Source organism: Cedecea neteri NBRC 105707 = ATCC 33855, assembly GCF_001571265.1.
GTDB classification, from domain to species: domain Bacteria; phylum Pseudomonadota; class Gammaproteobacteria; order Enterobacterales; family Enterobacteriaceae; genus Cedecea; species Cedecea neteri.
The window spans coordinates 18,129-35,881 of the sequence record NZ_BCTL01000007.1 but is presented as its reverse complement, the minus strand read 5'-3'; the positions used below and the strand labels follow the sequence as shown (position 1 = coordinate 35,881).

Below are 17,753 nucleotides of genomic sequence, written 5' to 3'. Positions count from 1 at the left end.
AAAAGAAGGCTAACGGGGCATATTCCTCGGCCTTTGAATTGTCCACATAGATCATATTTGGGAGTTGGACCTTGGCTAATATCAAATCAGCTAAGAAACGTGCCGTACAGTCTGAAAAGGCTCGTAAGCACAACGCAAGCCGTCGCTCTATGATGCGTACTTTCATCAAGAAAGTATACGCAGCGATTGAAACTGGCGATAAAGCTGCTGCACAGAAAGCATTTAACGAAATGCAACCAATCGTGGACCGTCAGGCTGCTAAAGGTCTGATCCACAAAAACAAAGCTGCGCGTCATAAAGCAAACCTGACTGCGCAAATCAACAAACTGGCTTAATCGCCTTTTTGCTGTGAGCTTTGATAAAAAAACCGGCTAACGCCGGTTTTTTTATACCTGTCATTCAGTCAACTTTGAAGAGCGCCGAATAATCCTTGCTGCAGATGCGCTGCACGGCAGGATGCTGAATCATACGCTCAGCAAAAATGGCGTGGTACTCCTCCAGCACGTTATCCATTCTGCCAATCTCGACGATGTTGTCATCGCTGTAGATGTCCTGCGCGTACAGCGTCGGAGCAACAAAGATAGCGTTATGCGCTGCACCAAACGCTTTCATCAATGCAGCATCATCAAACTCGCCCAAAATCTCAATCTTCAGACCCTGGATGTTAATCCAGTTGAGAAGCTTGCGCCCGAGCATGGAGCGGCGTCCAGGAATAAGCAGACGGCGAGTTTCAAGGCAGGCGGGGAAAGATTGCTCCGGCGCAGGCCCTTTACACCAGAAGCTGATACCGCACTCGCCGAGCTTCACCGAAAACAGCCCTTCTTGCTGAGTCGAATCAATCGGGCAGTCCGAAATGATCATATCCAGCTTATGCTGGCTCAGCTGTTCGAGCAGCATTTCATGGGTGGACTCAAAACAGCGCAGGTGAATTTGCTCATCCCCAACGACCGCGGCGTCCAGCACGCCGCTGACCAAGCGTTTGGACAACGCATCCGCGACGCCAACATCAAACAGGATATTGGCCTCTTTACGGTAGTTAACGATATCCAGCATTTCCTGGCTCAGGGTAAACATTCTGTCGGCGTAGCGGAACACCAGTTGCCCCAGCTCCGAAGGGACTAGTCCCCTGCCCTGACGGCGGAAAAGCTTCCCTTGCAGGCGTTCTTCAAGCGCTTTAATCTGCCCGGTGATGGTTTGCGGGGTCAGGAACAGAGCCTCAGCGGCACCGACGACTGACCCCTCTTTGCACACGTGCCAGAAATAATAAAGATGATTGTAATTGATATGGGACATGCCCTTCACTCCCTGAGAGTTAATCCATTATCGGGTCATCTGATGATGACCCGGCAGCCAGTACCGTCATGAAGCAGCCTTAGGCAACCGTGCTTTTAGCATGGCAAAACCTACGACCGCAGAAAGTAACGATCCCAACAAAATCCCCAGCTTCGCCCAGGTAATAAGCTCCGCATCCACGTCGCCAAATGCCAGCGAGGCGATAAAAATAGACATCGTAAAACCAATGCCGCACAGCACGCCCACCGCCATAATATCCCTGAAGCTTGTGCCCTCCGGCAGCGAGGCAAGCTTCAACTTGAGCGCCAGCCAGCAGAACAGGCTAATGCCCAGCGGCTTGCCGATAAACAGTCCGGAAATAATGCCGAGCGGTAGCAGAGACGTCAGCCCCTCCAGCGTCACCCCGTTGAGCGAAACCCCGGCGTTGGCAAAGGCAAACAGCGGCAGGATCAGGAAAGCAACCCAGGGGTGTAGCACATGCTCCAGCTCCTGAGCAGGCGAGCGCCCTTTCTGCTCTTTTAGCGGGATGAAGAAGCCAATAATGACTCCCGCAAGCGTGGCGTGCACGCCTGATTTTAATACCGCCGTCCAAAGTATAATGCCGACCAGGATGTAAACGCCTGTACGACGCACGTTGAACAGGTTTAACAACGCCAGGACAACGATGGCCGCCGCCGCAACGCCCAACGACATCATCGAGAGATCGTGGGTATAAAACAGCGCGATAATCACGATCGCTCCAAGGTCATCGATAATGGCCAATGCCATCAGAAAGACCTTCAACGCCAGCGGAACCCGGTTGCCCAGCAACGCCAGGATCCCCAAAGCAAAGGCGATATCCGTTGCCGCCGGGATAGCCCAGCCTTCACGCGTGACAGGATCAGCATAGTTGAAAACCAGGTAAAGCAGAGCCGGCACAACCATCCCGCCCAGCGCGGCAATGACCGGAAACGAAGCCTGACGGCGATCGGCCAGTGAGCCAATAACCATTTCCCGCTTCACCTCAAGGCCAATCATCAGGAAGAAAATCGCCATCAGGGCGTCATTCACCCACAGCAGCAGATTTTTACTGATATCCAGCGGCCCAATTCTTACTTCAACAGGTGTGGCAAGAAACGCCTCGTAGCCGGCGCTGGTTGCTCCCATATTCGCCAGCAGCATCGCCAGCACGGCGGCAACAATCAAAAAAATACCGCCAGCGGCATCATTCTGAAAAAAGCGTTGCAGATTTTTAGTCATTATTTCACCCAACTCTCTAAGTAGCGTATTCATCCTGAACACTAATAGGGTAGCCAGCATAGCGATAATGACACATCGTTAAAAACAGCTTATATTGCAAGTAACGATCGAAAAAACCGATCGATATAAAGAGGCATAAAAAAACCTGAACCGAATGAAGCAGTTCAGGTTTTTGCGGTCTTGCAGCCGGAAGAAATTAGCGGGTCAAATCGTCAAAGAATTTCTTCACGCCGTCGAAGAAGCTCTTCGAGCGCGGGCTGTTGTTTGCCCCGGTTGGGCCGCCGAAGCTCTCTTCCAGGTCACGCAGCAGCTTTTTCTGCTTTTCGTTCAGGCTAACCGGCGTCTCGACAACCACACGGCACAGCAGATCGCCCTGCGCACCGCCGCGTACGGACTTAACGCCTTTACCACGCATTCTGAACAGCTTGCCGGTTTGCGTTTCGCCAGGGACCTTCAAGTTAACTCGACCGTCCAGCGTTGGGACTTCAATTTCCCCACCCAGCGCAGCCATCGCAAAGTTGATCGGTACTTCGCAGTACAGATTATTGCCTTCACGTTCGAAGATTGGGTGCTGTTTCACCTGAACCTGAACGTACAGATCGCCTGATGGTGCACCGTGTTCACCCGCTTCGCCTTCGCCCGACAGACGAATACGGTCGCCGGTATCCACGCCAGCCGGGATTTTCACCGACAGCGTTTTGGTTTTCTCTACGCGACCGTGACCATGACAGCTGTTGCACGGATCTTTAATGATGGTGCCGCGGCCCTGACAATGCGGGCAGCTTTGCTGCACGGTGAAGAAGCCCTGACGCATCTGCACCTGGCCCTGTCCGTGACAGGTTGGACAGGTCTGCGGAGAAGAACCTTTTTTCGCGCCGCTGCCGTGGCAAACGTCACACTCTTCCAGGGTCGGGATACGGATCTCTTTGGTGACGCCACGAACCGCTTCTTCAAGCGTTAAGTCCATGTTGTAGCGCAGGTCTGCACCACGAGACGCACGTTGACGGCGTCCGCCACCAAAAATGTCGCCAAATACGTCGCCAAAGATATCGCTGAAGTCCGCACCGCCGCCGCCAAAGCCACCGCCGCCACCCATACCGCCCTGCTCAAACGCAGCGTGGCCATACTGATCGTAGGCCGCACGTTTTTGATCGTCGGTAAGGATTTCGTAGGCTTCTTTGATCTCTTTGAACTTCGCCTCGGCCTCTTTATCGCCCTGGTTACGGTCCGGATGGAACTTCATCGCCAGGCGCTTGTAAGCCTTTTTGATTTCACGCTCTTCCGCTGACTTCGGAACGCCTAAAACCTCGTAATAGTCTCTCTTCGCCATCTCTTTATTCTGCCCTTAACATACGAGCACGGGCGTGGAGTAAACTCCGCGCCCGTGCCGGTTAATTACCCTGCATCAGGGCGATTATTTTTTATCTTTAACTTCTTCGAACTCGGCATCAACAACATCGTCGTCTTTGCCGGCGTTGGCGTGGCCTGCATCTGCGGCATTGCCAGCCTGCTGTTCAGCGTGCTGCTGCTGAGCCAGTTCCATCAGCTTCTGGGAAACTTCAGCCAGTGCCTGGATTTTGGCTTCGATATCCGCTTTGTCTTCGCCTTTCAGAGACGCTTCCAGCGCGGTCAGCGCAGACTCGATAGCAGTTTTGTCGTCAGCCGGCAGTTTGTCGCCTGCTTCTTCAACCTGCTTACGGGTGCTGTGCAGCAGATGGTCACCCTGGTTGCGGGTCTGAACCAGCTCTTCGAACTTACGGTCAGCTTCGGCGTTAGCTTCTGCATCACGAACCATTTTCTGGATTTCTTCTTCGTTCAGACCAGAAGATGCCTTGATGGTGATCTTCTGCTCTTTACCGCTGTTTTTGTCTTTTGCGGAAACGTGCAGGATACCGTCAGCATCGATGTCGAAGGTGACTTCGATCTGTGGCATACCGCGCGGTGCCGCGCTGATCCCGTCCAGGTTGAACTGACCCAGTGATTTGTTATCGGATGCGCGTTTACGCTCACCCTGAATCACGTGGATGGTTACCGCAGACTGGTTATCTTCAGCGGTAGAGAACACCTGGCTGTGCTTAGTCGGGATCGTGGTGTTTTTGTTGATGAGTGCAGTCATTACGCCGCCCATGGTTTCGATACCCAGAGACAGAGGGGTAACGTCCAGCAGCAGTACGTCTTTCACTTCACCCGTCAGAACACCACCCTGAACCGCTGCACCGATAGCAACAGCTTCGTCCGGGTTAACGTCTTTACGCGGCTCTTTACCGAAGAACTCAGCAACTTTTTTCTGCACCATTGGCATACGAGTCTGACCACCGACCAGGATAACGTCCTGGATATCGGAAACGGACAGGCCAGCATCCTGCAGGGCAACTTTCAGCGGCTCGATAGAACGGTTCACCAGGTCTTCGACCAAGGATTCCAGTTTCGCACGAGTCACTTTGATGTTCATGTGTTTTGGACCGGTCGCGTCTGCAGTGATGTACGGCAGGTTTACGTCGGTCTGCTGCGCAGAAGAAAGCTCGATTTTCGCTTTTTCTGCCGCTTCTTTCAGGCGCTGCATGGCCAGCGGATCGTTACGCAGGTCAATGCCCTGATCTTTCTTAAACTCGTCAACGAGGTAGTTGATCATGCGGCTGTCGAAGTCTTCACCACCCAGGTGGGTATCACCGTTGGTTGCCAGAACTTCGAAGGTTTTTTCGCCGTCAACTTCATCAATTTCGATAATAGAGATATCGAAGGTACCACCACCGAGGTCGTAAACCGCGATAGTACGGTTGCCAACTTCTTTATCCAGACCGTAAGCCAGCGCGGCTGCGGTTGGTTCGTTGATGATACGCTTAACTTCCAGACCCGCGATACGGCCGGCGTCTTTGGTTGCCTGACGCTGAGCATCGTTGAAGTATGCAGGTACGGTGATAACAGCTTCGGTTACCGGCTCACCCAGGTAATCTTCAGCGGTTTTCTTCATTTTCTTCAGCACTTCTGCAGAGATCTGCGGCGGTGCCATTTTCTGACCTTTTACGTCAATCCATGCGTCGCCGTTGTCAGCGCCGATGATTTTGTAAGGCATGATGGCTTCATCACGCTGCACTTCTTCGTCCTGGAAGCGACGGCCAATCAGGCGTTTGATCGCAAACAGAGTGTTTTGCGGGTTAGTCACTGCCTGACGTTTAGCCGGCTGACCTACCAGGATTTCGCCGTCCTGCGTGTAAGCAATGATAGAAGGCGTGGTGCGGTCGCCCTCGGCGTTCTCCAGCACACGAGCAGTTGTACCATCCATAATCGCGACACAAGAGTTGGTTGTCCCCAGGTCGATACCAATAATTTTACCCATCTAAACGTCTCCACTAAAAATTCGTCATCATGTGGTTGTGAACCTGTTATGCGGGCAAAAGCGTCTGTTTCAACTGCCCGAAGCGTTTTTTTTCAGGTCCGCCAACTGCGGTTGCATACAAGATGGGGTCACAACGCTTGCCATCAAGGGGCAGGTGAAAAAAAATTTTCCGCTTTCCCCCCGCTCAGATCATAGACGGCGACGTGCTGCCTGATTATTATGCCGCGCCCGCAACCGGACTCCCGGCTGCAGGGCGTTAATTAACACTACATTTCAAATGAATTTTTCAGAGGAACTATGGGCAACATTAAGTTGGCTAATCCAGCTCCCCTGGGCTTAATGGGCTTCGGCATGACCACCATTTTGCTCAACCTGCATAACGCAGGTATTTTTGGTTTTGACGTTACTATCCTCGCGATGGGGATTTTCTACGGTGGGATCGCGCAAATCTTCGCGGGCTTGCTGGAGTTTAAAAAAGGGAACACTTTCGGTTTAACCGCCTTCACCTCTTACGGCTCTTTCTGGCTGACGCTGGTGGCGATTCTGCTGATGCCTAAGATGGGCCTGAGCGATGCGGCCAACGGCCACTTCCTTGGCGCGTACCTGGGCCTGTGGGGCGTATTCACGCTGTTCATGTTCTTCGGCACCCTGAAAGCACCACGTATGCTGCAGTTCGTGTTTGCCAGCCTGACCGTGCTGTTTGCCCTGCTGGCGATTGGCCACCTGGCAGATAACGAAGCTATCGTGAAGGTTGCGGGCTGGATTGGCCTGGTTTGTGGCGCAAGCGCTATCTACCTGGCAATGGGTGAAGTGCTGAACGAGCAGTTTGGCCGCACCGTGCTGCCAATCGGTGAAAAGCACTAATCTTCCTTTAGCGGAAACTAAAACGCGGAGCCCTGCTCCGCGTTTTTTTATTCAGGACGACGTAAGTGCCCCTTCTTCTATCTTATCCTGATGATGAATATCCTTTCTCAGCCAAATCCCCATCACTAATCCCACGATAGCCAGCGCCAGCACGTACCAGGCCGGTGCCATTGGCGAAACGCCCATCAGCATGGTCACCGCAATTGGCGTCAGGCCGCCGAAAATGGCATACGACAGATTGTAAGAGAACGATATGCCGGTAAAACGCACCTGCGCCGGGAACGCACGTACCATAACAAACGGCACCGCGCCAACCACGCCCACGCTCAGCCCGACCAGGCCATAGAGCAAGAAGAGATGTTCCGGATGAGTCCCACTCAGGTGATAAAAAATCCAGCTACAGATAGCGAGCAGGACGCTGCCGACGGTAAAGGTCTTCCCCGCGCCAAAGCGATCAGCCGACAGCCCTGCCAGCAGACAGCCCACGCACAGCATAATAGTGGCAATACTGTTTGCCTGCAGCGTTAAGGCAGGAGCAATCCCATGCTGTTTTTGCAGCCAGATCGGCGACATCAAAATCACCACCACGATGCAGGCAGAGAGCAGCCAGGTCAGCAGCATAGAAACGACCACCGCTTTTTTATGCCCAACGACCACCGACTTAAGCGGTAGCTCCTCGGCCAGCGCTTTACGCTGCTGCATTTCGAGAAAGATCGGCGTTTCACGCAGCCAGCGGCGAAGGTACATCGCCACCAGGCCAAAAATTCCGCCAAGGAAGAAAGGAATGCGCCAGCCGCCGTCATGAATCGCCTGCTGGGTCATGGAAGTATTAATAATGGTTGCTACCACGGATCCCAACAGAATGCCGACGGTAAGCCCCATCGTTAAGATACCGCAGGCAATACCGATGCGCTTCTCAGGAACATGTTCGGAAACAAATACCCAGGCTCCGGGGACTTCTCCCCCAATTGCCGCGCCCTGAAGGATGCGCATCAGCAATAACAGCAACGGAGCCGCAATGCCTAACGAGGCATATGTTGGCAACAGGCCAATGGCCAGCGTCGGCACCGCCATCAGCAGGATGCTAAGGGTAAACATCTTTTTGCGGCCGACCAGATCGCCAAAGTGTGCCATTACAACCCCGCCCAGCGGACGCACAAGATAACCCGCCGCAAAAATAGCGAATGTTTGCACCTGGCGCAGCCACTCCGGGATGTTGGCCGGGAAGAACAGCTCTCCCAGTACTGCCGCAAAGAAGACGAAAATGATGAAATCGTAGAATTCGAGGGCGCCACCGAGGGCAGCAAGCGTCAGGGTTTTATAATCCTGGCGATTAAGAGGTCTGGCGTGCTGTTTTGACATAGGGGACCGCTTGTAAAGAGGAGTGTTAATTATTTTTTCCGTTTAGCTGTAAAGCCAGAGTTACTATAACGGCAAAATGTTCACACTCCACTCCAATTCGATCTTATGTCACAAAAGCTAATTATTCAGGGTTTTGTCTCGCGACGGGCGCTTTTAGGGCGGAAAGCTGCTACCACATGGTCATGCGTTTCAACATAAGGCCCATCCAGCAACTGTATACAATACGGTACACTCGCAAAAATTCCCGGCACCACAACCTTACCGTTTTCATCTTTCACGCCTTCCAGCGTTTCCTGAATCGATTTTGGCTGCCCCGGAAGGTTGAGGATCAAAGCCTGTTTGCGAATGACGCCTACCTGACGCGAGAGGATCGCCGTGGGGACAAAATGCAGGCTAATCTGACGCATCTGCTCACCAAAACCCGGCATTAAGCGATCGGCAACGGCAAGCGTAGCGTCCGGCGTTACGTCACGACGTGCCGGCCCGGTTCCGCCGGTCGTCAGTACCAAATGGCAGGCCATTTCATCCACCAGCTCGCAAAGCGCTTGCTCAATGAGGGATTGTTCGTCAGGGATCAGACGGGTTTCTATCTTAAAGGGCGTCGTCAGAGTGTGCTCGAGCCACTCTTGCAGCGCAGGGATGCCTTTATCCTGATAAACGCCGCTAGAAGCGCGGTCTGAAATGGACACGAGTCCAATGCGTAAGGTATTCATATCAATCCCGGAAATCAGCAAGTCTGAGTGGAATGATACACGGGGAAAGGCGTTGCAGACAGGGAAAGCGGTGAAAAGCGTGGCCGACAGGCGCCGGCCACGGGAATGATTACAGCAGGTCGCCGATCATTTTTTCCAGTTTTTCCTGGTCGATAGCAAACTTACGGATACCGTCCGCCAGCTTGTCTACGGCCATTGGATCCTGGTTGTGCTGCCACAGGAACTGGGACTCGGTGATGCGCTCAGGGCGCGCCTTCACTTCACCGGTGTAGCTCAGTTTACGCTCGAGCGCGCCTTCGCTTTCTGCCAGCTCTTTCAGCAGAGCAGGTGCAATGGTCAGACGGTCGCAGCCAGCCAGCTCGACGATTTCACCGACGTTACGGAAGCTTGCGCCCATCACCACGGTTTCATAACCGTGCTGCTTGTAGTACTGGTAGATTTCGGTCACGGAAACCACGCCTGGATCTTCCTGAGGAGCGTACTCTTTCTTGTCGGTGTTAGCTTTGTACCAGTCAAGGATACGACCAACAAACGGAGAAATCAGGAACACGCCGGCTTCAGCACAGGCACGAGCCTGAGCGAAGGAGAACAGCAGGGTCAGGTTACAGTTGATGCCTTCTTTTTCCAGCTGCTCTGCAGCGCGGATGCCCTGCCAGGTAGAAGCCAGTTTAATCAGGATACGATCGTTGCTGATGCCCGCGTCGTTGTAGAGCTTGATCAGGTGTTTGGCTTTAGCGATGCTGGCTTCGGTGTCATAAGACAGGCGAGCATCCACTTCGGTAGAGATACGACCAGGGATCAGCTTCAGAATTTCCAGGCCGATGTTTACAGCCAGCTTATCGGAAGCGTCAACCACCTGCTGAGCGCGATCGTTGCTCTGGCTACGAGCCCAGGTAATCGCTTCGTCAATCAGTTTGCGGTACTCAGGGATCTGCGCAGCGTTAAGGATCAGAGAAGGGTTGGTAGTAGCATCTTGCGGCTGATACAGCTTCATTGCCGCGATATCTCCGGTGTCAGCAACCACGGTGGTCAGTTGACGCAAAGAAGTCAATTTATCCGTCATAATGAGTGTTTCTCTTCAGGTGTAGCTTGTTAGGGAGATGTAACCGGTCTGGCTTGATGATATCACGCCGCCCATCAGGTGCAACCGCGACAAGTGCTGTCCGTCCAGTGGACGAGAATATGCTAAACTCGACCGCCAATTTATCTGTAACGTAATGGATTGCATGGCCCGGGCCCGTCAACCTCGCCGCCATCACGCATTAACAAGAGGGACGTTAATGACAGATTTCTTATTCTTTATCAACGAAGTACTCTGGGGCTCGGTACTGCTTTGGCTGCTGATTGGGGCAGGCATCTGGTTCACCTTCCGCAGCGGCTTCGTCCAGTTCCGCTACTTTACCCGGCTGCGTCTCTTCCTCCGCAACAGCGGCTCGCCGGATCCTTCCGGAATATCCTCATTCCAGGCACTTTGCACCAGCCTTGCCGCGCGCGTCGGCAGCGGCAACCTTGCGGGCATCGCGCTGGCCATCTCCGCAGGTGGCCCCGGTTCGGTGTTCTGGATGTGGGTTGCCGCAGTGCTCAGCATGGCAACGGCCTTTGCAGAATGCTCCCTCGCCCAACTTTATAAAACCCGGGACAAAGAAGGAAACTATCGCGGTGGCCCGGCCTGGTATATGGAACGCGGGCTTGGCATGCGCTGGATGGGCGTGCTGTTTTCCATCTTTTTGATCGTAGCCTTCGGTATGGTGTTCAATGCCGTACAGGCCAACTCTATCGCTATTGCCACTCAGTACGCGTTTGACGTGCCGAAAATCTGGGTGGGCCTTTTCCTGGTTGCCATGACCGCGCTGGTTATCTGGCGAGGCATGAGAACCATCGCGAGACTCTCGCAATGGCTGGTGCCGCTGATGGCGTTACTTTGGGTGTTCATGAGCCTGTATGTTGTTGGCCTGCACATTGAACGCTTCCCGGAGGTTATCAGGCTGATTTTCAGCCACGCTTTTGGCTGGCATGAAGCCGCTTCAGGTGCGCTGGGCTATACCGTCAGCCAGGCCATCACCAATGGCTTTCAGCGCGGGATGTTTTCAAACGAAGCGGGCATGGGCTCCACGCCGAATGCCGCCGCTGCCGCTGCCGCATGGCCTCCACACCCGGCTACTCAGGGCGTGGTGCAAATGTTTGGTGTGTTAATTGATACGGTAATCATCTGCACCGCGACAGCCGCCATCGTGCTGATGTCCGGCATGATGGACGGCATTGAAACCTCGCGTAGCGGCATTATCCTGGTTCAGCAGGCGCTTAGCTCGGCGGTTGGCGGCTGGGGTAGCGGCTTTATCGTGATCATCGTCTTCCTTTTCGCCTTCACGTCCATCATGGCGAACTACACCTACGCAGAGAACAATTTACTGTTCCTTAACCAGGACAGCCGCGCGCTGAAATTTTTACTGCGCTTTATGGTACTCGCTATGGTGATGTTCGGTACGCAGGCCGCGCTGCCGCTGGTCTGGCAGCTGGCAGACGTGGCGATGGCTATTATGGCGATAACCAATATCACGGCGATTCTGTTGCTTTCCCCGGTGGTGAAAGCGATAGCGGCGGATTATCTGCGCCAGCAAAAGCTGGGGATCTCGCCCATTTTCAACCCCAACCGTTTCCCGGAGATTAAGAACCAGCTTGCCCCCGGCGTTTGGGACAGAAACGTGGAAAAAAAACCTTAGCTGATTGCAGCCATAGGCCGCGACAGGCGGGAAATTTGCTAAAGTAACGGCCAAACTATGCAAGGAGTGGACATGCTAATTCTTATCTCACCTGCCAAGACGCTGGATTACCAAAGCGAGCTCCCGACGGACCGCTACACACAGCCTGAACTGCTGGAATACTCCCAGCAGTTAATCAGCGTTGCCCGCAAGCTTAGCGCGCCGCAAATTGCCTCGCTGATGAGCATCAGCGACAAGCTGGCTTCACTGAACGAAACGCGCTTCCACGAGTGGCAGCCTGCGTTCACGCCGCAAAACGCGCGCCCGGCTATCCTCGCCTTTAAAGGTGACGTTTATACCGGCCTGCAGGCCGAAGAGTTTAGCGAAGCAGACTTTGATTTCGCCCAGCAGCATCTGCGTATGCTTTCCGGGCTTTACGGCGTGCTGCGTCCATTGGACTTAATGCAGCCTTACCGCCTGGAAATGGGCATTCGCCTGGAAAACCCGAAAGGCAAAGATCTTTATCACTTCTGGGGCGACACGATTACCGAGAAGCTGAACCAGGTGCTGGCGACGCAGGGCGACAACATCGTGGTAAACCTGGCGTCTGATGAATACTTTAAGGCGGTTAAGCCGAAGAAGCTGAATGCGGACATCATCAAGCCCGTCTTCCTGGATGAGAAAAACGGCAAGTTTAAAGTCATTAGCTTCTACGCGAAAAAAGCGCGCGGATTGATGAGCCGCTACATCATTGAGAATCGCCTGACGAAGCCCGAACAGCTGAAAGCGTTTAATACCGACGGCTATTTCTTTGATCAAGACGCCTCGCAGAAAAACGAGCTGGTGTTTAAGCGCCACGAGCAATAAAAAAACGCCAGCACTAAGCTGGCGTTTTACTTTGAACTAACACCGGTTATCTATCCCAGCGATTATCATGATGATAACGCGGCGGGCCATCGAATTGTGCATGGCGCTGCCAGCGATGTTCACGCCACTCATAGTGCCTTCCCCACCAGTCATGATCTCGCCAGTAACGGCCGTCCCAGTAGCGCCCGTGATCGTCCCGATCGCCAAAGTGCAGCGTCACGGCAGGCACCAGCGTGATTTCTCCCGCCTGTACTGCCAGCGGCGTCACCACCAGCAGGGACAACGCCAGAAAAATGGATTTCAACATAGCTTGCTCCTTACTTCTTAAGCCGGCCCACTGGGCCCGTTAAGATGAGCTTATGTCGGAAATCACACCCGCGTTATTCTCCGCAATCCTAATCTCTAACCTCCCGCATTTTATGGGAATTTCTCCTTTATCCCTGCGGGATTTCTGCTAATTTTCTCCCTAATTCAGCAGAGAAAACGACCCCATTTTTACCCACAAAATGGGGCTTCAAGATTAAGCTTTAACCATCATAAACTTACGCAGTTCGGCGAAATCAGCCGGAAGATTGTTGGACAGCAGCGGCAGGTCGGCACGGGACGCCAGCTCCTGCGGCAGCGGCAGTGCTTCACCCAAAATTTCTTCTACGCTCTCTTTAAACTTCGCCGGATGCGCAGTCCCCAGGAACAGCCCAAACTCACCTGGCTGCAGCTGGTCGCGCAGAGCTCGGTAAGCAATGGCCGCGTGTGGTTCGGAAACATAGCCAATTGCCTTCAGCTCACGCATCGTATCTTTGGTCGTTTCGTCGGTCACGGCAGCATAGCCAAGGTCGGTCAGACGCCAGATCTTACGGCGGAAAAGTTCTTCCACGCGCGGCCAGTTGTTCGGCTGGCTAACATCCATTGCGTTGGAAAGCGTTGCGACGGTCGTTTTAGGCGCCCACTGGCCTTCCGCGAGGAAACGCGGAACGGTGTCATTGGCGTTCGTGGCCGCAATAAAGCGCTTAATCGGCAAGCCGAGGGATTTCGCCAGCAGGCCGGCAGTCAGGTCACCAAAGTTACCGCTCGGCACGGAAACCACCAGCTGGTTACGGGCTTCCTGCGGCAGCTGAGCCACGGCTTCAAAGTAGTAGCAAATCTGCGCCAGCAGGCGGCTGATGTTGATGGAGTTCGCCGAGTTTAACCCGAGCGCCGCCTTCAGTTCCTCATCGTCAAACGCCTGTTTCACCAGCGCCTGACAGGCATCAAAGTCACCGTCAATCGCCACGGTTTCGATATTGCCGCCGAGGGTACAGAACAGTTTTTCCTGCAGCGGGCTGATTTTCCCACGTGGGTAAAGAATGACTACGCGTACGTTCTCAATGCCGTAAAACGCATGGGCCACCGCCGCACCGGTATCACCGGATGTTGCAGTCAGAATGGTCACCGGTTTATCGCCGCTGATGTGGGTTAGCATCTGCGCCATAAAGCGCCCGCCAAAGTCTTTAAACGCCAGCGTCGGGCCGTGGAACAGCTCCAGGCAGCCTACGTCCGGCTCGACCATATTAACCGGTGCAGGGAAAGCGAAAGCCGCACGCACGCGCTCTTCCAGAATCTCCTGCGGGATCTCATCGCCGATAAACGCGGACAAAATTTTGCTGCTGCGGCTGACAAAGTCCATCTCCAGCATGGCGTCGATTTCAGTCAGCTCAAACTCCGGCAGGTCGTGCGGGAAGAACAGGCCCTGCTGCTTGCCCAGCCCCTGGGTAACAGCCTGTGCAAAAGAGACCTGCTCGTTGTGATCTTTAAGGTTGTACAGTTTCATGCTTTATCCCAAAACTCGTGCGCCAGCCGTATCCAGACGGCAAATATGTACAAAACCTTCCTGGTTCTGCAAATAATGTTGGCTGAGCCAGTCAGCCACGCGCTGTGCGGTATCGGTGTTATCGCACAGTGCAAATAAGGTCGGGCCAGAACCCGAGATCCCGCTCGCCAGGGCGCCAATATCCGCCACGGCTTTACGGGACTCATCAAACTTAGGCAGCAGTTTGGCTCGGTAAGGTTCAGCAATCACATCCTGCATCATCTTCGCGGCGAGCGCAGGCTGGCGGGTATGGCAGGCATGAATAAAACCGGCCAGGTGGCGGCCGTGGCTGATGCAGTCCTGACGGCGATACTGGGCAGGCAAAATCGCACGCGCTTCGGCGGTTGAAACCTTAATGCCAGGGTACGCCAGTACCCAAAGCCACTCATCAAAGCCTGGCACCTGCTGGCTAATGATGCCGCTTTCTTCGATCATCAACTGCATTCCGCCGAGGAAACAAGGCGCGACGTTGTCGTAATGAATGCTGCCGGAAATGCGCCCTTCCAGCTCGCCCATCAGCGCCAGCAGACGCGTGTCGCTAAGAGGCTTGCCGCAGAATTCATTCATCGCCATCAGGCCAGCGACTACAGAGCAGGCGCTGGAACCCAGGCCAGAACCAATTGGCATGTTTTTCTCAAGCGTCATCGCTACGGGGATAGTTTTACCTATCTCCTGACAAAAACGCTCCCAGCACTGATAAACAATGTTCTCACGCGGTTCATCCGGCAGTTTGCTGGCGAAGCGCCCAAGGTTAGTCAGGCTGAAGCTATCCGCCGCCTCAACCGTGACGTAATCGCCCAAATGTGAGCCATCGACAGGCGACACCGCCGCGCCCAGCACATCAAAACCAACGCTCATATTGGCGCTGGAAGCCGGGGCATATACTTTAACCATCTTAAACTCCTAACTTCCATGACAGGGTGCGAAGCAGATCCGCGAAGACGCCGGCGGCAGTAACATCGTTACCCGCCCCATAACCGCGCAGCACCAGCGGCAGCGGTTGATAATAGTGGCTGTAGAAGGCCAGGGCATTTTCGCCGTTCTTCACCTTATAAAGCGGATCGTTGCCGTCTACGGCGTCGATTTTCACTTTACAGCTGCCGTCTTCTTCAATAATGCCGACGTAACGTAGCACTTTCCCATCGTCACGCGCCTTCCTCACACGAGCCGTAAACTCATCATCCAACTGAGGAAGGCGTGCCATAAAAGACTCAACGTCTCCGCTCGCATCAAAATTTTCCGGAAGCACGGATTCAATCTCGATATCCGAAAGTTCCAGATCGCTTCCGGTCTCACGAGCCAGGATCAACAGCTTACGCGCGACATCCATACCGGAAAGATCGTCACGCGGGTCCGGTTCGGTATACCCCATTTCACGGGCAGTGCTGGTCGCCAGCGAGAAGCTCATCCCTTCATCCAGCTTACCGAAAATATAAGAAAGCGACCCGGAAAGAATGCCGGAAAAACGCTGCAGCTCATCGCCCGCATTCAGCAAGTTTTGCAAGTTTTCGATCACCGGCAGCCCCGCCCCCACGTTGGTGTCGTAGAGGAACTTACGGCGCGAACTCTCCGCGGCATTACGTAACTGATGGTAATAATTCATGCTCGAGGTGTTGGCCTTTTTGTTTGGCGTCACCACGTGGAAACCTTCGCTCAGGAAATCGGCGTACTGATCCGCCACCGCCTGGCTGGAAGTACAGTCCACAATCACCGGGTTCAGCAAATGGTACTCTTTCACCAGCCGGATCAGGCGGCCAAGATTGAACGGCTCTTTAGCCTGCTCCAGCGCCTGCTGCCAGTTTTCGAGATCCAGGCCATGAACGTTTGTCAGCAGGGCCTTAGAGTTCGCCACGCCGCAAACGCGCAGGTCGATGTGCTTCGCCTTCAGCCATGCCTGCTGGCGTTTAACCTGCTCCAGCAGAGCCGCACCCACGCCGCCAACGCCCACCAGGAACAGCTCGATAACCTGATCGGTGTTAAACAGCATCTGGTGGGTCACACGCACGCCGGTCACAGCATCGTCGTTATTGACCACAACGGAGATAGAACGCTCTGAAGAGCCCTGTGCGATAGCGATAATGTTGATATTTGCACGAGCCAGGGCGGCAAAGAACTTGGCGGAGATACCGCGCAGCGTCTTCATGCCGTCGCCCACGACGGAGATAACCGCCAGGCGTTCAGTCACCGCCAGCGGCTCCAGCAGCTCTTCTTTCAGTTCGAGATAGAACTCGTCTTCCATCGCCTTGCGGGCACGACCACAGTCAGCCTGCGGCACACAGAAACTGATGCTGTACTCGGAGGAGGACTGGGTGATCAGCACCACGGAAATCCCGGCACGGGACATGGCGGCAAACACGCGTGCAGCCATGCCGACCATGCCTTTCATTCCAGGGCCTGAGACGCTAAACATCGCCATATTGTTCAGGTTAGTAATGCCTTTCACCGGCAGCCCTTCGTCATCGCTCTTGTCACCAATGAGCGTACCTGGCGCCTGCGGGTTTCCGGTATTTTTAATCAGGCAAGGGATCTGAAACTGGGCAATCGGGGTAATGGTGCGAGGGTGAAGCACTTTGGCGCCAAAGTAAGAAAGCTCCATCGCTTCCTGATAAGACATCGACTTCAGCAACCGGGCATCGGGCACCTGGCGCGGGTCGCAGGTATAAACGCCGTCGACGTCAGTCCAGATCTCACAACAGTCGGCTCGCAGACAGGCAGCCAGTACGGCGGCAGAATAGTCGGAGCCGTTGCGCCCCAGCACCACCAGCTCACCTTTGTCGTTCCCGGCGGTAAAGCCGGCCATCAGGATCATGTGATCTTCAGGAATACGGCTGGCGGCGATACGGCGGGTTGACTCTGCGATATCCACGCTGGAATCCAGGTAGTGCCCGACCGCCAGCAGCTTCTCGACCGGATCGATGATGGTAACCTGGTAGCCGCGGGCCTGCAGCACGCCCGACATAATAGCGATAGACAACTTCTCGCCCCGGCAAATAATCGCCGCATTGATGCTGTCCGGGCACTGACCCAGCAGGCTGATCCCGTGCAGAACATGTTTAAGCTGGGCAAACTCTTGATTCACCACGGCCTTTAGTTCGGCCAGCGGGAAGCCTGGCTGCGCCTCTGCCAGGCCAGCCAGCAGTTCAGCAAAAATACGCTCGGCGTCGCTGATATTCGGCACTGCATCCTGGCCACCGATAGTTTTCTCTATCATCGCCACAAGATGGTTAGTAATTTTTGCCGGAGCAGACAGCACGGTCGCTACCTGCCCCTGTTTGGCATTACTTTCCAGGATATCGGCAACGCGAAGGAAACGCTCCGCATTAGCCACCGAAGTACCGCCGAATTTCAACACTCGCATTGTTGTGACCCCTTGATTTTTTCCCGAAAAAAAAGCCCGCACTGTTTAGGTGCGGGCTTTTTTCATTTTTACCTGTATGCGTCAGCCCGCACCGTTACCTGTGGTAATGGTGGTTGTGATAATTGTGGTAATCAGGCTGAAGCGAAACATGGATGTTGTGTGCTCTAAATTTGGA

16 protein-coding genes and 1 other annotated feature are annotated in these 17,753 nt (G+C 54.2%); of the genes, 4 read left to right on the top strand and 12 right to left on the bottom strand.

The genetic code is table 11. The features are described 5' to 3' along the window. Window positions 1-71: 71 nt before the first annotated feature. Window positions 72-335, top strand: a complete 264-nt coding sequence (gene rpsT / locus CNE01S_RS03630; protein WP_008461694.1) for a 30S ribosomal protein S20 — start codon at window positions 72-74, stop codon at window positions 333-335. A 64-nt stretch (window positions 336-399) separates the two neighbouring features. Here the strand turns inward: rpsT and nhaR are convergent, their stop codons facing one another. From nhaR to dnaK, 4 genes are all read right to left on the bottom strand, one after another. Continuing rightward, window positions 400-1,293 (bottom strand): transcriptional activator NhaR, encoded by an 894-nt coding sequence (nhaR, locus tag CNE01S_RS03625; RefSeq protein ID WP_061273537.1) that lies wholly within the window; start codon window positions 1,291-1,293, stop codon window positions 400-402. A gap of 66 nt (window positions 1,294-1,359) precedes the next feature. Beyond that, window positions 1,360-2,532 (bottom strand): Na+/H+ antiporter NhaA, encoded by a 1,173-nt coding sequence (gene nhaA / locus CNE01S_RS03620; protein ID WP_061273535.1) that lies wholly within the window; start codon window positions 2,530-2,532, stop codon window positions 1,360-1,362. 196 nt (window positions 2,533-2,728) lie between these two features. Continuing rightward, on the bottom strand, window positions 2,729-3,862 hold the full coding sequence (gene dnaJ, locus CNE01S_RS03615; RefSeq protein ID WP_038475698.1) for a molecular chaperone DnaJ: 1,134 nt from the start codon (window positions 3,860-3,862) through the stop codon (window positions 2,729-2,731). A gap of 84 nt (window positions 3,863-3,946) precedes the next feature. Continuing rightward, window positions 3,947-5,869: a molecular chaperone DnaK gene (dnaK, locus tag CNE01S_RS03610; protein WP_061273534.1), complete on the bottom strand. Its 1,923-nt coding sequence runs from the start codon at window positions 5,867-5,869 to the stop codon at window positions 3,947-3,949. Between the two features lie 297 nt (window positions 5,870-6,166). Between dnaK and satP the strand changes: the two genes are divergently transcribed. After that, window positions 6,167-6,733: an acetate uptake transporter gene (gene satP, locus CNE01S_RS03605; protein WP_061273532.1), complete on the top strand. Its 567-nt coding sequence runs from the start codon at window positions 6,167-6,169 to the stop codon at window positions 6,731-6,733. 51 nt (window positions 6,734-6,784) lie between these two features. Here satP and CNE01S_RS03600 read toward each other — a convergent pair whose 3' ends face one another. The 3 genes from CNE01S_RS03600 to tal all read right to left on the bottom strand — a co-directional run bounded on the left by CNE01S_RS03600 (window position 6,785) and on the right by tal (window position 9,871). After that, window positions 6,785-8,095: an MFS transporter gene (locus CNE01S_RS03600; protein ID WP_061273530.1), complete on the bottom strand. Its 1,311-nt coding sequence runs from the start codon at window positions 8,093-8,095 to the stop codon at window positions 6,785-6,787. 125 nt (window positions 8,096-8,220) lie between these two features. Then, window positions 8,221-8,808 carry a molybdopterin adenylyltransferase gene (mog, locus tag CNE01S_RS03595; RefSeq protein WP_061273528.1) on the bottom strand — a complete coding sequence of 196 codons (588 nt, stop codon included), beginning with the start codon at window positions 8,806-8,808 and terminating at the stop codon, window positions 8,221-8,223. Between the two features lie 109 nt (window positions 8,809-8,917). Beyond that, on the bottom strand, window positions 8,918-9,871 hold the full coding sequence (tal, locus tag CNE01S_RS03590) for a transaldolase (protein WP_061273526.1): 954 nt from the start codon (window positions 9,869-9,871) through the stop codon (window positions 8,918-8,920). Between the two features lie 217 nt (window positions 9,872-10,088). Between tal and CNE01S_RS03585 the strand changes: the two genes are divergently transcribed. Both CNE01S_RS03585 and yaaA read left to right on the top strand, forming a co-directional pair. Continuing rightward, window positions 10,089-11,528, top strand: coding sequence for an alanine/glycine:cation symporter family protein (locus tag CNE01S_RS03585; protein WP_061273524.1), 1,440 nt, complete (start codon window positions 10,089-10,091; stop codon window positions 11,526-11,528). Window positions 11,529-11,600: 72 nt separating this feature from the next. Next, window positions 11,601-12,374, top strand: a complete 774-nt coding sequence (yaaA, locus tag CNE01S_RS03580) for a peroxide stress protein YaaA (RefSeq protein WP_061273522.1) — start codon at window positions 11,601-11,603, stop codon at window positions 12,372-12,374. A 46-nt stretch (window positions 12,375-12,420) separates the two neighbouring features. On the opposite strand, the gene CNE01S_RS03575 is transcribed toward yaaA, so the two are convergent. The 5 genes from CNE01S_RS03575 to thrL all read right to left on the bottom strand — a co-directional run bounded on the left by CNE01S_RS03575 (window position 12,421) and on the right by thrL (window position 17,728). Then, window positions 12,421-12,681 (bottom strand): DUF2502 domain-containing protein, encoded by a 261-nt coding sequence (locus CNE01S_RS03575; RefSeq protein WP_061273520.1) that lies wholly within the window; start codon window positions 12,679-12,681, stop codon window positions 12,421-12,423. 213 nt (window positions 12,682-12,894) lie between these two features. Beyond that, on the bottom strand, window positions 12,895-14,181 hold the full coding sequence (gene thrC, locus CNE01S_RS03570) for a threonine synthase (protein WP_061273518.1): 1,287 nt from the start codon (window positions 14,179-14,181) through the stop codon (window positions 12,895-12,897). Between the two features lie 3 nt (window positions 14,182-14,184). Continuing rightward, window positions 14,185-15,114: a homoserine kinase gene (thrB, locus tag CNE01S_RS03565; protein ID WP_061273516.1), complete on the bottom strand. Its 930-nt coding sequence runs from the start codon at window positions 15,112-15,114 to the stop codon at window positions 14,185-14,187. 1 nt (window position 15,115) lies between these two features. Then, window positions 15,116-17,578, bottom strand: coding sequence for a bifunctional aspartate kinase/homoserine dehydrogenase I (thrA, locus tag CNE01S_RS03560; RefSeq protein ID WP_061273514.1), 2,463 nt, complete (start codon window positions 17,576-17,578; stop codon window positions 15,116-15,118). Between the two features lie 25 nt (window positions 17,579-17,603). Beyond that, window positions 17,604-17,721 (bottom strand) — a sequence feature (Thr leader region). Then, on the bottom strand, window positions 17,660-17,728 hold the full coding sequence (gene thrL, locus CNE01S_RS24280; RefSeq protein WP_071530522.1) for a thr operon leader peptide: 69 nt from the start codon (window positions 17,726-17,728) through the stop codon (window positions 17,660-17,662). (Overlaps the previous feature by 62 nt.) Between the last annotated feature and the right edge of the window lie 25 nt (window positions 17,729-17,753).

Coding starts and splice junctions, on each gene's coding strand:
- nhaR (WP_061273537.1), bottom strand. CDS start 1,293: ATGTCCCATATCAATTACAATCATCTTTATTATTTCTGGCACGTGTGC.
- nhaA (WP_061273535.1), bottom strand. CDS start 2,532: ATGACTAAAAATCTGCAACGCTTTTTTCAGAATGATGCCGCTGGCGGT.
- dnaJ (WP_038475698.1), bottom strand. CDS start 3,862: ATGGCGAAGAGAGACTATTACGAGGTTTTAGGCGTTCCGAAGTCAGCG.
- dnaK (WP_061273534.1), bottom strand. CDS start 5,869: ATGGGTAAAATTATTGGTATCGACCTGGGGACAACCAACTCTTGTGTC.
- satP (WP_061273532.1), top strand. CDS start 6,167: ATGGGCAACATTAAGTTGGCTAATCCAGCTCCCCTGGGCTTAATGGGC.
- CNE01S_RS03600 (WP_061273530.1), bottom strand. CDS start 8,095: ATGTCAAAACAGCACGCCAGACCTCTTAATCGCCAGGATTATAAAACC.
- mog (WP_061273528.1), bottom strand. CDS start 8,808: ATGAATACCTTACGCATTGGACTCGTGTCCATTTCAGACCGCGCTTCT.
- tal (WP_061273526.1), bottom strand. CDS start 9,871: ATGACGGATAAATTGACTTCTTTGCGTCAACTGACCACCGTGGTTGCT.
- CNE01S_RS03585 (WP_061273524.1), top strand. CDS start 10,089: ATGACAGATTTCTTATTCTTTATCAACGAAGTACTCTGGGGCTCGGTA.
- yaaA (WP_061273522.1), top strand. CDS start 11,601: ATGCTAATTCTTATCTCACCTGCCAAGACGCTGGATTACCAAAGCGAG.
- CNE01S_RS03575 (WP_061273520.1), bottom strand. CDS start 12,681: ATGTTGAAATCCATTTTTCTGGCGTTGTCCCTGCTGGTGGTGACGCCG.
- thrC (WP_061273518.1), bottom strand. CDS start 14,181: ATGAAACTGTACAACCTTAAAGATCACAACGAGCAGGTCTCTTTTGCA.
- thrB (WP_061273516.1), bottom strand. CDS start 15,114: ATGGTTAAAGTATATGCCCCGGCTTCCAGCGCCAATATGAGCGTTGGT.
- thrA (WP_061273514.1), bottom strand. CDS start 17,578: ATGCGAGTGTTGAAATTCGGCGGTACTTCGGTGGCTAATGCGGAGCGT.